Origin of the sequence: Roseateles violae (assembly GCF_030410485.1) — a bacterium.
Taxonomy (GTDB): Bacteria; Pseudomonadota; Gammaproteobacteria; order Burkholderiales; family Burkholderiaceae_C; genus Roseateles_D; species Roseateles_D violae.
On the sequence record NZ_JAUHHC010000005.1, the window covers coordinates 99,367 to 113,783 of the forward strand.

Sequence of the window (14,417 nt, forward strand, 5' to 3'; positions counted from 1 at the left end):
GCCTTTGCCATCGGAACAGCGCTTGCCGTCGATCAATCGGCGTATTGACCGGCGGCCTTGATCACCGGGCCCCACTTGTTGATCTCGGCCTCGACGAACTTCTTGTGCTCGGGGCCGTTGTTGCGGGCGTCGTGGACGATGACGGCGCCGAGCGCTTCCTCGCGCTTGGCGAACTCCGGGTCGTTCAGCGCCTGCTTCAAGGCCGCGTTGATCTTGTCGACGATCGCCTTCGGCGTGCCCTTGGGCGCATACATGCCGTGCCAGATCGAGACATTGAAGCCCTTCAGGCCGGCCTCGTCCAAGGTCGGCAGCTTACTCAGGGCCGGGCCGGCCAGGCGCTTCGGGCTGGTGACGGCAAAGGCCTTGACCTTGCCGCTGTCGATCTGGCTGGTGGTATTGGTCGTCTGGTCGCACATGATGTCGACCTGGCCGCCCAGCAGATCGGTCATCGCCGGGCCGGTGCCCTTGTAGGGCACGGTGGTCATGTCGATCTTCAGCGCACTCTGGAACAGCAGGCCACACAGATGCGAGGCGGCACCCAGGCCGGCATTGGCCAGATTGATCTTGCCCTTGTTGGCCTCCAGCCACTTGACCAGTTCGGCGTAGTTGTTGGCCGGCAGGGTCGGGCGGCCGATCACAGTCATCGGCACCTCGTTGATCAGGCCCAGGTACTCGAAGTCCTCCAGCGTCTTGTACTGCATATTGCGGTACAGGGCCGGCGAGGTCGCCATGCTGATGTGATGCAGCAGCAGCGTGTAGCCGTCCGGCGCGGCCTTGGACACCTTGGTCGCGCCCAAGGTGCCGCCGGCACCGCCGACGTTCTCGATCACCAAGGTCGCGCCCAGCGGCTTGCGCAGCGCCTCGGCCAGGTCACGCGCGACCTTGTCGGTCGGGCCGCCGGCCGCGAAGGGCACGACGATGGTGACCGGTTTGTCCGGATACTCGGCCCAGACCGCGCCGACGGCCGTCAGGCCCAGGCCGGCGATCAGGCCCCGCAGCGTCATCAGCTTTTTGTTCATCTCGTCTCCTGTCGTCTCGGTGGAGGGGTGTCGATGGAAGAGGCAATGCTAGGGCGCCGCCCCGCGGCCGTCGTAGCGGGAACTACGTAAGTAAAAAGGAGCGGTCGCCGCCGCGGCCGCTGCCGCCTTATTGCGCTGGCGAATAAGGATTCTGCGACTCTGTATTGGACGCTGCCGGAGGGCGTCCCTACAGTGGCGCGATGCTGACCCGAACGCCCCTGCTCTCCCGCTGCTTCATTGCCGCCCTGGCCTCCCTGGCCCTGCTGGGCAGTGCCCGCGCCGACCTGCTGTCCGCCCCGGCGGCCGAGGCCGCGCTGGGCGATGGCGCGTTGGCCTGGGACCTGCGGGCGCAGGCCGCTGCCGGCCTGCCGGGCGCACGGCGCATCGAGGCGGCCGAGCTCGAGCGCTGGCTGCAGCGCGGCGATCTGGCGGCGCTGGAGGCGGCCGTGTCGCGCGCCGGTCTCGACCTGTCGCGCGATATCGTCATCTATGGCGAGCCGGGTGACCTCCGCGCCCAGGCCCTGCTGGCCTCGCTGCAGCCGCTGGCCCGCGGCCGCCTGCACTGGCTGGTCGGCGGCGCCAGCGAATGGGCGATGTCCGGCCGCGCGCTGAGCACCGCGAGCGGCGTGCGCCACCCGGTGCCGCAGCGCCTGGTCGCCAGCAACGGCCGCGGCGCGGGCGTGATGGCAGGCGCCGCCTGGCGCAGCAGCGCCACCGAGGAACTGCTCGCCGCGCGCTGAGCGTTCCGGCCGAGGGCCGCCGGCTCACCGCGCCGGCGCATATTCCAGCACCAGCAGCCCACCCGCGAACGATCGCGTCGAGCGCAACGCCAGGCTGCGCAAGCCCAGATCGGCCGGCGCGAAGGAGCGCCCGCGTCCCAGCAGCAGCGGCAGCACGCGCAGGCGCAGCACATCGACCTCGCCCGCGCGCAGCAGGGCATCGCTCAGGCTCAGGCTGCCCCAGATGATCAGGTCACCCGCGAAGCGGCGGCGCAGCTGGCGCAGCGCGGCCACGCCGTCTCCGGCAAGGATTTCTGCCACATCGTCGGCACCCCAGGGCGCCTCCTTGAGCGTCGAGGAGACGACGAACTTGGGTAGCTCGCGGATAGTGACCGCGACCGGCTCCCTGGCCGGATCGGCCGAGGGCCAGTAGGCGGCAAACATGCGGTAGGTCCTGGCACCCAGGACGATGGCAGAGACGCCCGACAACAGGCGCAACTGCTCCTGGTCCACCTCATTGACCCAGCCGGCATTGACGAAGAAGTCAATGCTGCCTTGCGCATCCTCGGCGTAGCCGTCGAGGCTGACGATCTGTTCGACGATCAGCTTGCCCATGTGGTCCTCGCTGCGTGGGAGACATGGTGACAAGACGAACGACGAGGCAGCGAATCGACATAAGAAGCGATTGAGGCTGCAGATCGCACGAGCAGCCGCGCAATGCAGCGCAGCAGTGCGAACAGCAATCCATGTGCCCTTTGGGTGGCCTGCTTCGGGATGGTCCGTGAACAGGCCGACTGCTAGATTTTTTGCGCGACCGGGTCGCCGGGTGGCGCCTGTGCTCGCAGCATTTGGTAGAAAAACTGGAGGCAATATGCGTATGACATTTGGTCTTCCCTTGCGCCACGGCGCCGTGCTTGCCGCGGTTCTGCTGGCCTGCCAGGCGGCACCCGCGCTGGCCCAGTCCACCAGCATCCTGTTCATCGGCAACAGCTTCACCTATGGCGACCCGGCCGGCGCGGCGCCCGATGTGATGTTCTACAAACCGTCCAGCGTGACCGACCTGAACGGCAGCGGCATCGGTGGCGTGCCGGCGCTGTTCAAGCAGATGACGGTCGACCGCGGGCTGAACTACGACGTGTCGCTGGAAACGCAGCCGGGCAGCAATCTGGACTTCCACTTCGACAACCGGCTGGCGCTGATCAACCAGCCCTGGGACAAGGTGGTGATGCACGGCCAGAGCAATCTGGACTTCGCGAACCCCGGCAACCCGGCCAAGATCAGCACCTGGACCCACATCCTCGGCAAGGTGTTCCAGTCGAGCAATCCGGATGTCGATATCAGCCTGACGTCCACCTGGTCGCGCGCCAACCTGACCTATCAGCCGGCCTGCAACAGCGCCAGTCCGCCCAGCCCCTGGTGCGGTGGTGACATTCACCAGATGGCCATCGACGTGCAGAAGGGCTATCAGGTGGCGATGAACCAGAACAGCGACATCGTCAGCCGCCTGAACCCGGTAGGCCTGGCCTGGAACAATGCCTTCGACGCCGGCTTTGCCGATTCCAATCCGTACGACGGCATCAGCGCGGGGCAGGTGAACCTGTGGGCGCCCGACAGCTACCACGCGAGCAACTACGGCTACTACCTGCACGCGCTGGTCGTGTTCGGCGAGATCACCGGCCAGAGCCCGACGGTGCTCGGTTTCGACACGGCGGCGATGGACCTGGGCTTCACCGCCCAGCAGGCGATGGCCATGCAGGGCTTTGCCGCGGCGGCGATCGCCGCGGTGCCCGAGCCCTCGAGCTATCTGATGCTGCTGCTCGGTGGCGGCGTGGTGGCCTGGGCGGCAAAGCGGCGGCGTGCCGACCAGCGCCAACCGGACGAGGCGGCGACGGCCTGAGCCCTTCGCAGACTCCGCAAGGACAAAGGGCCGGGCAGCCGTCCGGCCCTTTTTTCGTCCCGCGGCTCAGTCGTAGCGGCGCGCGTCCTCGATCACCCGCCCGTCATTGGGCAGCGTGCCCGGCGCGACGAAGACGACCTCGCCGCGCAGCTTGGTGATGTCGCGGATCGCCGCGGCGACCTTGTCGGCCAGGCCCGCGGGCGCGGTGCCGGCCAGCTCCAGCTTCAGCGTCATCCGGTCCTGAGCCATCTCGCCCTCGACGACCAGGCGCGCCCGGCCCGCCTCCGGAAAGCGCCGCACGATCTCGGCCACCTGGCCGGCGTGGACGAACATGCCGCGCACCTTGGCGCTCTGGTCGGCGCGGCCCATCCAACCCTTGATGCGGGTGTTCGTGCGGCCGCTGGGGCAGGCGCCGGGCAGCACGGCCGACAGATCGCCGGTGCCGAAGCGGATCAGCGGGTAGTCGGGGTTCAAGCTGGTCACGACCAGCTCGCCGACCTCTCCCTCCGGCACGGGCTCGCCCGTTCCCGGGCGCACGATCTCGACGATCACGCCCTCGTCCAGCACCAGGCCCGCGCGCGCGGCGGTCTCGTAGGCGATCAGGCCCACGTCGGCCGTCGCATAGCACTGGTAGCCGGCGATGCCGCGCTCGGCCAGCCAGTCGCGCAGGGAGGGCGGGAAGGCCTCGCCGCTGACCAGGGCCTTGTTGATCGACAGCTTGTGGCCCAGCTCGGCCGCCTTGTCGACCAGGATCTTCAGAAAGCTGGGCGTGCCGACATAGCCCTCGGGCCGCAGCTCTTGAAGCGCCTGCAGCTGCAGCTCGGTGTTGCCCACGCCGCCCGGGAAGACCGTGCAGCCCAGCGCCAGCGCACCGGTCTCCATCATCGAGCCGGCCGGTGTCAGGTGGTAGCTGAAGCTGTTGTGCGCCAGATCGCCGGCCCGAAAGCCCGCCGCATGCAGCGCGCGGGCGACACGCCAGTAGTCGGCGCCGCTGCCCTCGGGTTCGTAAATCGTTCCCGGCGACTGGAAGACCTTGCGCGCGCCGCGGCCGCGCAGGCCCCAGGCGATGGCCGAGAAGCCGCCGAAGGGATCGTCGGCACGGCGCGCCTGCTGGCGCGCCAGCAGCTCGTGCTTGCGCGTCACCGGCAGCTTCGCCAGCGCCGCGCGGCTGTCGACGCTCGCAGGCTCGACTCCGCTCAGCAGCTCGGCAAAGGCCGGCGCGGCGCGCTGCGCATGGGCGATCTGGCCCGGCAGCGCGGCCAGCAGCGCATGCTCGCGCGCGGCCGGATCGCGCGCCTCCAGCGCGTCGTAATACTGCTGCTCACTCATCGACATCACTCCATCCCGACAGACTCTTCTTCAGCAGGGCCACGAAGTCGCGCAATTGCGCGCTGTCCTTCAGCGTCTTCTCGGCCCATTCCGGCGTGCGCGAAGGCCTCTTGACGATGGCCACTTTCAGCGTCGCGCCGTCGACAGCCGCGCGGGCGATCGGCGTACCGCGGCGCTCGAAGCGCCCTTCCCGCTCGTTCAGACCCAGCTCGCGCAGATCGCGGCGCAAGCGCTGCAGCGCCTCCTCGGGCTTGAACGGTGGTGCTGCAAAACCCCATTCCTCGGACATGAAAGCCTCCTTGGTGCTCAGGCCAGCCAGCGCTTGCGGCGCTTGTAGCTCTTGACGTCCTTGAAGCTCTTGCGGTCGCCGCCACCCATGCCCAGGTAGAACTCCTTGACGTCCTCGTTCTCGCGCAGCGCCTGCGCCTCGCCGTCCATCACGACGCGGCCGTTCTCGAGGATGTAGCCATAGTCGGCATAGCGCAGCGCCATATTGGTGTTCTGCTCGGCCAAGAGAAAGGTCGTGCGCTCCTTGGCGTTCAGGTCCTTGACGATCTCGAACACCTCTTCGACGATCTGCGGCGCCAGGCCCATCGACGGTTCGTCCAGCAGCACCATCTTCGGCTCGGCCATCAGCGCGCGGCCGATCGCGCACATCTGCTGCTCGCCGCCCGAGGTGTAGGCCGCCTGCGAAGTGCGGCGTGTCTTCAGGCGCGGGAAATAGTTGTAGACCTTCTCCAGCGTCGCGGCCACCGCCGCCTTGCCATCCTTGCGCGTGTAGGCGCCGGTCATCAGGTTTTCCTCGATCGTCAGGTGGGCGAAGCAGTGGCGGCCCTCCATCACCTGGATCACGCCGCGATTGACCATGTCCGAGGTCGAGAGCTTCTCGATGCGCTCGCCGCGCAGCTCGATGGACCCCTTGGTCACCTCGCCGCGCTCGCCGGCCAGCAGATTGGATACGGCGCGCAAGGTCGTCGTCTTGCCGGCGCCGTTGCCACCCAGGAGCGCGACGATGCCGCCCTCTTTCACCTGCAGCGACACGCCCTTCAGCACCAGGATCACGTGGTTGTAGATGACCTCGATGCCGTTGACGTTCAGAAGGATGTTGCTCATTCGTACCCCTTGACTCTTTCAAGCGTCGCCAGCGGCGCTTGAAAGAGGACTCCTCGCGGAGTCCTCCACCTGCTCCATCAGCTCTGGCAATCCTCGGGCGTTCTACGGGTCAGCTTCTTCTCCGCCGCGTACTTGTCCGCGCCGGCCTTGACCATCGGCTTGATGATCTGCTCGTCGGCCTGCAGCCAGTCGGAAGTGAAGCTCCACTTGCTGCCGTCCCAGGTGTGAACGCGCGCCCAGGTCGAGCCCATGTGGTCGGCGCAGGAGGTCGACAGCGGCCGCATCACGCCGGCGAAGCCCAGCGCGTCGAGCTTCTTCTGGTCCAGCGCCAGGTTCTCCAGGCCCCAGCGCACCTGCTCGCCGGTCATCACCTTGCCCTTGCCGAAACGCTCCTGCGCGCGGCGCACGGCCTCGACACCCAGCATCTGGATGATCAGTCCGCGGGTGTAGAGCACCGAGCCGACCTCGTCGCGCGGGCCGGTGCCCTGGCCCTTGTCGTGCACCAGCTTCAGGATGTCCTGGATCACCTTGGGCGACTGGCCCGAGCTGTTCAGGTTCAGCGCGTTATAGCCCTTGGCGCCTTCGCCGACGTCCTTGACATCGGGCTCGGCACCCGACCACCAGACGCCGTACATCTTCTCGCGCGGATAGCCGGTGGCCTGGGCCTCCTTCAGCGCGGTCGAGTTCATCACGCCCCAGCCCCACAGCAGCACATAGTCGGGCCGCTGTTGGCGCACCTGCAGCCAGGCCGACTTCTGCTCGACGCCGGGCGCCGTCACCGGGATCTTGACCAGCTCGAAGCCGTGCATCTTCTGGCGCTCGTCCAGCAGCGGCATCGGCTCCTTGCCGAAGGGGGAGTCGTGGTAGACGATGGCGATCTTCTTGCCTTTGAGCTTGTCGAAGCCACCCTCCTTCTTGGCGATGTGCTGGATCAGCATGTCGGCGGCCGTCCAGTAGCTGCCCATCAGCGGGAAGTTCCACTTGAAGACATTGCCGTCCTGCGAGGCCGAGAGGCCGTAGCCCAGGGTGATCAGCGGGATCTTGTCATTGGGCACCTTGTCGGTCAGCGCGAAGGTGATGCCGGTGGCCTGCGGGTCGATCAGCGTGGCGCCCTTGCCCTTGAGCCGCTCGTAGCACTCGACGCCCTTGTCGGTGGCGTAGCCGGTCTCGCATTCCTCGAAGGAGATCTTGACGCCGTTGATGCCACCGTCGCGCGCATTGATCAGCTTGATGTAGTCCTGCTTGCCATTGGCCCAGGGCGTGCCGTTGGGTGCATAGGCGCCGGTGCGGTAGACCAGCAAGGGGAAGAACTGCTCCTTGGCCTGCTGCGCCTGCGTGAGGACCGGTGCCAGCGCGGCGGCGCCGACTCCGAAGGCCAGGGCGAGGGTCTTGAGTTTCATCATGCTTGTCTCCTTGGGCACTCGGGGTGCATTGCTTTGGCGGAACGGAACTCAGGGGTTTAAAAAAACATTCAGTGCGGGAACGGCCACAGGCGCAGCTTCTCCTTGGCCGTGGCCCACAGCCGCGCCAGGCCATGCGGCTCGACGATCAGGAAGAACACGATCAGCGCACCGAAGATCATCGTCGTCAGATGCGAGGCGGTGGCCGTCGAGATCGGGATGCCGAACCACAGCGGGATCTGGTCGAGCAGGATGGGCAGCAGCACGATGAAGGCCGCGCCGAGGAAGCCGCCCATGATGGAGCCGAGGCCGCCGATGATGACCATGAACAGCAGCTGGAAGCTGCGGTCGATATTGAAGGCCGCCGGCTCCCAGGCACCCAGATGGATGAAGCCCCACAGCGCGCCCGCCACGCCGACGATGAAGGCGCTGACGGCAAAGGCGGTCAGCTTGGCATAGACGGGCCGGATGCCGATCACGGCCGCGGCCACGTCCATGTCCCGCATCGCCATCCATTCGCGGCCGATGGCCGAGCGCACCAGGTTCTTGGCCAGCAGCGCGAAGACGGTGACAAAGCCCAGGCAGAACAAGTATTTGGCCGCCGGGCTCTCGATCGGCATGCCGAACACGTTCAGGCCGGCCACGCTAACCGAACCGGAGTCCGAGTTGTTCGTCACCCATTTCAGACGCAGCGCCGCCCAGTCGACGAAGAACTGCGCGGCCAGGGTCGCCACCGCCAGGTAGAGGCCCTTGATACGCAGCGAGGGAATGCCGAACAGCACGCCGACGACGGTCGAGCAGGCGCCGCCCAGCAAGAGCGAGACGATCAGCGGCATGCCCTCGACGCGCACCTGGAAGTTGTAGGCCGCATAGGCGCCGACGGCCATGAAAGCGCCGGTGCCCAGCGAGATCTGGCCGCAGTAGCCGACCAGGATGTTCAGGCCCAGGGCGGCCAGCGAAAGGATCAGGAAGGGGATCAGGATCGCGCGGAACAGGTATTCCGGTGCGCTCAGCGGCACCAGCACGAAGGCGATCAGGAGCAGCGCGATGATGGCGATGCGGTCCTGGCGGATCGGGAAGATCTGCTGATCGGCGCGGTAGCTGGCCTTGAACTGGCCGTTCTCTCTGTAAAGCATGGCTCAGACCCGATCAATGATTTTTTCCCCGAACAAGCCTTGGGGCCTGACGAGAAGGAACAGCAAGGCCAGCACATAGGCAAACCAGATCTCGATGCCGCCGCCCAGCGTCGGGCCGATATAGATCTCGCTCAGCTTCTCGCCGACGCCGATGATGAGCCCGCCGATGATGGCGCCGGGCACCGAGGTGAGGCCGCCGAGGATCACGACCGGCAAGGCCTTCAGGGCGACCAGCGAGAGCGAGAACTGCACGCCCAGCTTCGATCCCCAGATGATGCCGGCGACCAGGGCGACGAAGCCGGCCACACTCCAGACGATCACCCAGATCGTCGACAGCGGGATGCCGATCGACTGCGCGGCCTGGTGATCGTCGGCGACCGCGCGCAGCGCCCGCCCGGTGGCCGTCTTCTGGAAGAACAGGGCCAGGAGCGCCACCAGCAGCGCGGCGATCAGCGCGGCGTAGAGATCCTCCTTGCTGACCAGCAGCCCGCCCTGGAACAGCGACTCGCCGATCAGCACCGGATCCTTGGGCATGCCGACATCGATCTTGTAGATGTCGTTGCCGAACAGGGTCTGGCCCAGGCCATCGAGGAAATAGGTGATGCCCAAGGTCGCCATCAACAGCGTGATGCCCTCCTGGTTGACCAGCCGGCTCAGCGCCAGCTTCTCGATCAGCCAGGCGATGACGACCATCACCAGCATCGCCAGCACGAAGGCCGCCAGATTGGCCAGCAGCGGGCTCTGCACGCCGGTCCATTGCGGGATCCATTCGGCGAAGCGCGCCATCGCCAGCGCGGCAAACAGCACCATCGCGCCCTGCGCGAAATTGAACACGCCGCTGGCCTTGTAGATCAGCACGAAGCCCAGCGCGATCAGCGAATAGAGCATGCCGGCCATCAGGCCACCGATCAATGTCTCGAGGAAGAAACCCATGCTGCGGTCCTCAGTGCGATGTGCCGAGGTAGGCACGGATCACGTCTTCGTTGCTGCGCACCTCGTCCGGTGCGCCGTCACCGATCTTCTTGCCGTAGTCGAGCACGACAACGCGGTCGCTGATGTCCATCACCACGCCCATATCGTGCTCGATCAGCACGATGGTGGTGCCGAACTCGTCGTTGACATCGAGAATGAAGCGGCACATGTCCTGCTTCTCCTCGACATTCATGCCGGCCATTGGCTCGTCGAGCAGCAGCACCTGTGGCTCCATCGCCAGCGCGCGGCCGAGATCGACGCGCTTCTGCAGGCCGTAGGGCAGCCGTCCGACCGGCGTCTTGCGGTAGGCCTGGATCTCGAGGAAGTCGATGATGCGCTCGACCGTCTCGCGCTGGGCGATCTCCTCGCGCTCGGCCGGGCCCCAGCGCAGGGCCTGCAGGAAGAGATTGCTCTTCATGCGCAGATTGCGGCCGGTCATGATGTTGTCCAGCACGCTCATGCCCTTGAACAGGGCCAGGTTCTGGAAGGTGCGCGCGACGCCCATCTCGGCGACCTGGCGCGAGTTCATGTGCTTGAAGGTCTGGCCGCGGAAGGTGATCTGGCCCTGCTGCGGCTGGTAGACGCCGTTGATGCAGTTCAGCATCGAGCTCTTGCCCGCGCCATTGGGTCCGATGATCGCGCGGATCTCGTGCTCGCGGACATTGAAGGAAATGTCGGTCAGCGCCTTGACGCCGCCGAAGCTCAGCGAGATGTTGGCGACGTCGAGAATGACCTCGCCGATCTTCTTGTTCGACATCAGGCGGCCCTCTTCACTGCAGGGAAGGTCTTCACATCGACGATCTTCAGATCGGCCGCCACGCTGCCCGTGCGGCCGTCCTCGAACTTGACCGCGGTCTCGATGAACTGCGAGGCGCGGCCGGCGTAGAGCGCCTCGATCAGCACGCCGTACTTGTCGGCGATCGCGCCGCGGCGGACCTTGCGGGTGCGGGTCAGCTCGCCGTCGTCGGCGTCCAGCTCCTTGTGCAGCACCAGGAAGCGGCTGATCTGGCTGCCGGCCAGCAGCTCGTCCTGGGCCAGATCGGCATTGACCTTCTCCACGCAGTCGCGGATCAGCTCGTAGACCTCGGGCTTGCCGGCCAGATCGGTGTAGCCGGCATAGGGCAGGTTGCGCCGCTCGGCCCAGTTGCCGACCGCCTCGAAATCGATGTTGACGAAGGCGCAGACGCGGTCCTTCTTGTCGCCGAAGGCCACCGCCTCCTTGATATGGGCGAAGAACTTCAGCTTGTTCTCCACATACTTGGGCGCGAACATCGCGCCGTCGTTGGGGCCGCCGACGATGCGGCCGACGTCCTTGGCGCGGTCGATGATCTTCAGATGGCCGCCGGCATCGATGAAGCCGGCATCGCCGGTGTGGTACCAGCCATCGGCCGTCAGCGCCTCGGCCGTCGCCGCCTCGTTCTTGTAATAGCCCTTCAGCAGCCCCGGCGAGCGCACCAGGATCTCGCCGCTGTCGGCCAGCTTGATCTCGACGCCCTCGATCGGCACGCCAACGGTGTCCGAGCGCGCCTCGTTGTCCGGCTGCAGGCAGACGAAGACGGCGGTCTCGGTCGAGCCGTAGAGCTGCTTCAGATTGATGCCGATCGAGCGGTAGAAGCTGAACAGATCGGGGCCGATCGCCTCGCCGGCCGTGTAGGCCACGCGCACGCGCGACAGGCCCAGGGTGTTGCGCAGCGGCCCGTAGATCAGCGCATTGCCGAGCGCGTACTTCAGCTTGTCGAGGGCAGCGACCGGCTTGCCGTCCATCAGCGCCGGGCCGACGCGCCGCGCCAGCGTCATGCAGCGGGCGAACAGCCAGCGCTTGAAGCGGCCTGCGTCCTCCATGCGGATCATCACGCTGGTCAGCAGGCCCTCGAAGACGCGTGGCGGCGCGAAGTAATAGGTCGGCCCGATCTCCTTCAGGTCGATGGAGACGGTGCTGGCCGACTCGGGACAGTTGACGACATAGCCGCAGGCCAGCCACTGCGCATAGCTGAAGATGTTCTGGCCGACCCAGGCCGGCGGCAGATAGGCGAGCACCTCCTCGTCGCTGGTCAGCCTGTCGAAGCGGGCGCCGGCCTGGGCGCGGTCGATCAGGGTTGCATGGGTGTGGACGACGCCCTTGGGGTTGCCGGTCGTGCCCGAGGTGAAGAACATCGCGGCCACATCGCCGCTTGCGCCGGCCTCGACCTGGGCCTCGAAGAAGCCAGGGTGCGCCTCGGCGTGCCGGCGGCCGCGCGCCAGCAGATCGTCGAGCGAGGCAAGACCCGGCTCCGCGTAATTGCGCAGGCCGCGCGGATCGTCGAACCAGATGTGGGCGAGCTGCGGGCATTGCTCGCGGATCTCCAGCATCTTGTCGACCTGCTCCTGGTCCTCGACGACGGCGAAGGCCACCTCGGCGTTGTTGACCGGGAAGACGAACTCGGCCGCCACCGCGTCCTGGTACAGCGGCACCGGAATCGCGCCCAGCGACTGTGCCGCCAGCATCGTCGCCGCCAGCCGCGGCCGGTTCTCGCCGACGACGATCAGGTGCTGGCCGCGCGCGAGGCCCGCATCGGCCAGGCCCTGGGCCAGCTCGCGCACCAGGGCGGCCAGCTGCGCCCACGAGAGCGTCTGCCAGATGCCGTATTCCTTCTCGCGCAGCGCCGGCGCGTTCGGGCGCTCGGCCGCATGGGCCAGCAAGAGCCGCGGGAATGTCGTTGTCGTCGTCGCCACTGCTGTCTCCTGGTCGGTGCACCGTCGCCCCGATGAGGGGCGCGAGCCGCCTCGATGCAGTGCAATGCTAGGCGGGACTTTGACGCCATGTTGTCAATGCAACGACAATCCTAGGGACTTCCCGGGGGAGCGCTTTCCCGTATACCGCCGCGCAGCGCTTGTCAGCCTCGCTTCTGCTGGCGGTAATGGGGTCCCGATGAATGCCAACCACGACGTCGCCAGCGCCACCCCACCGCCGCCGCTGCGCCAGCGCGCCCGTGCGCCGACGCAGCAGGAGCTGGACGCCATTCCCTGGCTGGCCATCCTGGAGCCGGCCCAGCGTGCCCATGCGATCGCGCAGTTGCAGGTGGCCGAGGCCGAGGTCGGCGAGCGCGTCTGCCGCATCGGCCGGCCGGCCAATTACTGGTTCGGCGTCATCGACGGCCTCTTGAAGATGAGCAACGACGATTCGTCCGGCCCGGCGATCACCTTCACCGGCGTGCCGCCCGGCGGCTGGTTCGGCGAGGGCACCCTGCTCAAGCGCGAGGCCTACCGCTACAACATCCAGGCCCTGCGCCGCTCCATCGTCGCCGGTCTGCCGCTGGAGACCTTCCACGGCCTCTTGCAGCACAGCATCGCCTTCAACCGCTTCATGCTGAATCAGCTGAACGAGCGGCTGGGCCAGTTCATCGCCGCGCGCGAGATCGACCGCATCTCCGATCCGGACATGAAGGTCGCGCGCAATCTGGCCGCGCTGTTCCATCCGCAGCTGTATCCAGGGGTCGGCAGCCTGCTGCGCATCACCCAGCAGGAGCTCGGCTATCTGGTCGGCCTCTCGCGCCAGCGCGTCAACCAGGCGCTGAACACGCTGGCGCTGCACAAGCTGATCAGCATCGAGTACGGCGGCCTGCGCGTGCTCGATCTGCAGGGTCTGCGGCGCTTCCCGCAGCCGCTGGGCGAGCCCCAGCCGCAACAGCAGCCACAGCAGCAGCAACCGCTGCGCTGAGTCCCACCCCTCATTCGCGGGGGGCGGATCTCAACCCCGATTGGCCGGCCGCCGGCCGCATGCTAGCTTGCGCCTGTTTGTTTCATCCCTCATCCACCGAGCAGGCCGCCATGAAACTCCAAGCGCTTCGTTTGATCCTGGGTGTCTCGACGATCGCTGCGGCTCTGCTGGCCGGCCCCGCCCAGGCGGTCAGCTACAGCAGCCTCTACGTCTTCGGCGACAGCCTCTCGGACAGCGGCAACAACTACATCCTCGGCGCCTACGACCCGACCCAGGTGATCAGCGGCAATCTGTACGTGCCCTCGAACACCTACAACAAGGGCAGCAACGCCTTCGGCACCTACAGCAACGGCCCGACCTGGGCCACGGACTTCGCCGCGGCGGCGGGCCTGTCCGCCCTGCCCTCCTTGGCGGGCGGCACGAACTACGCCTCCGGCGGCGCCCGCACCAGCGGCCCCGGCGGCGCCTTCAGCCTCAGCGACCAGGTCGGCATGTTCCTCGGCAAAGTCGGCGGCAGCGCGCCCGGCGACGCACTCTATGTGCTGGCCGGTGGCGGCAACAATGCGCGCGCGGCGGCCGAAGCGCTGTCGGTGCCGGGCCTGAGCTTCGCCCAGCAGGTCAGCATCATTGCCGCCAACGCCAGCCAGTACGCGACCGACATCGGCAATATGGTCGACAGCCTGCAGGCCGCCGGCGCCCAGCACATCATCGTCTGGAACACGCCCAATCTCGGCGCCTCGCCCTTCGCCAATGCGGTCGGCGCCCAGGGCATTAGCACGCTGCTGGCGACGACGATGAACGATGCGCTGGCCTACCGGCTCAAGAGCGAAAGCGGCGTGACGGCCTTCGACATCTTCGGCATGCTCTCGCAGACGATCGCCAACCCGGCCGCCTATGGCATCACCGACGTCAGCCATGCCTGCGGCGCGGCGATCAATGCCTGCAACCCGGCCAGCGCGCTGTTCTGGGACGGCATCCATCCGACCGCCAAGGCCCACCAACTGATCGCCGATGCAATGCTGGTCACCGCCGCCGTGCCGGAGCCGGAAAGCTATGCGCTGATGGGCCTGGGCCTGCTGGTGGTCGGCGCGGTGGCGCGCCGGCGCCGGGCCGGCTGAGCAAGCCAGCCGCAAGC

Annotated in this window: 13 protein-coding genes and 2 pseudogenes; 5 read left to right on the forward strand and 10 right to left on the reverse strand. The window is 67.1% G+C overall.

From position 1 onward, the window contains the following. Window positions 1-32 precede the first annotated feature (32 nt). Window positions 33-1,004, reverse strand: a complete 972-nt coding sequence (locus tag QWJ38_RS18050) for a tripartite tricarboxylate transporter substrate-binding protein (RefSeq protein WP_290360993.1) — start codon at window positions 1,002-1,004, stop codon at window positions 33-35. Between the two features lie 215 nt (window positions 1,005-1,219). Here QWJ38_RS18050 and QWJ38_RS18055 point away from each other — a divergent pair, with 215 nt between their 5' ends. Further along, on the forward strand, window positions 1,220-1,759 hold the full coding sequence (locus tag QWJ38_RS18055; protein ID WP_290360512.1) for a rhodanese-like domain-containing protein: 540 nt from the start codon (window positions 1,220-1,222) through the stop codon (window positions 1,757-1,759). 24 nt (window positions 1,760-1,783) lie between these two features. Here QWJ38_RS18055 and QWJ38_RS18060 read toward each other — a convergent pair whose 3' ends face one another. After that, complete coding sequence (locus QWJ38_RS18060; RefSeq protein ID WP_290360513.1) at window positions 1,784-2,353, reverse strand: dihydrofolate reductase family protein; 570 nt, start codon at window positions 2,351-2,353, stop codon at window positions 1,784-1,786. 256 nt (window positions 2,354-2,609) lie between these two features. Here QWJ38_RS18060 and QWJ38_RS18065 point away from each other — a divergent pair, with 256 nt between their 5' ends. Then, on the forward strand, window positions 2,610-3,635 hold the full coding sequence (locus QWJ38_RS18065; protein ID WP_290360514.1) for a PEP-CTERM sorting domain-containing protein: 1,026 nt from the start codon (window positions 2,610-2,612) through the stop codon (window positions 3,633-3,635). 66 nt (window positions 3,636-3,701) lie between these two features. On the opposite strand, the gene QWJ38_RS18070 is transcribed toward QWJ38_RS18065, so the two are convergent. The 8 genes from QWJ38_RS18070 to QWJ38_RS18105 form a co-directional block, all read right to left on the reverse strand. Next, window positions 3,702-4,964, reverse strand: coding sequence for a phenylacetate--CoA ligase family protein (locus QWJ38_RS18070; protein WP_434064001.1), 1,263 nt, complete (start codon window positions 4,962-4,964; stop codon window positions 3,702-3,704). After that, window positions 4,957-5,253 carry a hypothetical protein gene (locus QWJ38_RS18075; RefSeq protein ID WP_290360516.1) on the reverse strand — a complete coding sequence of 99 codons (297 nt, stop codon included), beginning with the start codon at window positions 5,251-5,253 and terminating at the stop codon, window positions 4,957-4,959. The genes QWJ38_RS18070 and QWJ38_RS18075 overlap by 8 nt, the downstream gene beginning before the upstream one ends. Window positions 5,254-5,270: 17 nt before the next feature. Continuing rightward, entirely contained in the window at window positions 5,271-6,077 is an 807-nt protein-coding gene (locus tag QWJ38_RS18080; RefSeq protein WP_290360517.1) for an ABC transporter ATP-binding protein, read from the reverse strand. A 77-nt stretch (window positions 6,078-6,154) separates the two neighbouring features. Further along, complete coding sequence (locus QWJ38_RS18085; protein ID WP_290360994.1) at window positions 6,155-7,477, reverse strand: ABC transporter substrate-binding protein; 1,323 nt, start codon at window positions 7,475-7,477, stop codon at window positions 6,155-6,157. A 71-nt stretch (window positions 7,478-7,548) separates the two neighbouring features. Then, window positions 7,549-8,613 carry a branched-chain amino acid ABC transporter permease gene (locus QWJ38_RS18090; RefSeq protein ID WP_290360518.1) on the reverse strand — a complete coding sequence of 355 codons (1,065 nt, stop codon included), beginning with the start codon at window positions 8,611-8,613 and terminating at the stop codon, window positions 7,549-7,551. A 3-nt stretch (window positions 8,614-8,616) separates the two neighbouring features. Continuing rightward, window positions 8,617-9,546, reverse strand: a complete 930-nt coding sequence (locus tag QWJ38_RS18095) for a branched-chain amino acid ABC transporter permease (protein ID WP_290360519.1) — start codon at window positions 9,544-9,546, stop codon at window positions 8,617-8,619. Between the two features lie 10 nt (window positions 9,547-9,556). Next, the gene (locus QWJ38_RS18100; RefSeq protein ID WP_290360520.1) at window positions 9,557-10,342 is read right to left on the reverse strand and encodes an ABC transporter ATP-binding protein; all 786 of its coding nucleotides are present in this window, start codon (window positions 10,340-10,342) and stop codon (window positions 9,557-9,559) included. Continuing rightward, window positions 10,342-12,297: an AMP-dependent synthetase/ligase gene (locus QWJ38_RS18105; protein ID WP_290360521.1), complete on the reverse strand. Its 1,956-nt coding sequence runs from the start codon at window positions 12,295-12,297 to the stop codon at window positions 10,342-10,344. Before QWJ38_RS18105 ends, QWJ38_RS18100 begins: the two co-directional genes overlap by 1 nt. 196 nt (window positions 12,298-12,493) lie before the next feature. On the opposite strand from QWJ38_RS18105, the gene QWJ38_RS18110 reads away from it, so the two are divergent. The 3 genes and pseudogenes from QWJ38_RS18110 to QWJ38_RS24070 all read left to right on the forward strand — a co-directional run. Next, entirely contained in the window at window positions 12,494-13,282 is a 789-nt protein-coding gene (locus QWJ38_RS18110) for a Crp/Fnr family transcriptional regulator (RefSeq protein ID WP_290360522.1), read from the forward strand. 110 nt (window positions 13,283-13,392) lie between these two features. Further along, window positions 13,393-14,286 (forward strand): annotated as a pseudogene (locus tag QWJ38_RS18115) (SGNH/GDSL hydrolase family protein); the annotation flags it as partial. 6 nt (window positions 14,287-14,292) lie between these two features. Further along, window positions 14,293-14,400: pseudogene (locus QWJ38_RS24070) on the forward strand (PEP-CTERM sorting domain-containing protein); the annotation flags it as partial. Window positions 14,401-14,417: the final 17 nt, after the last annotated feature.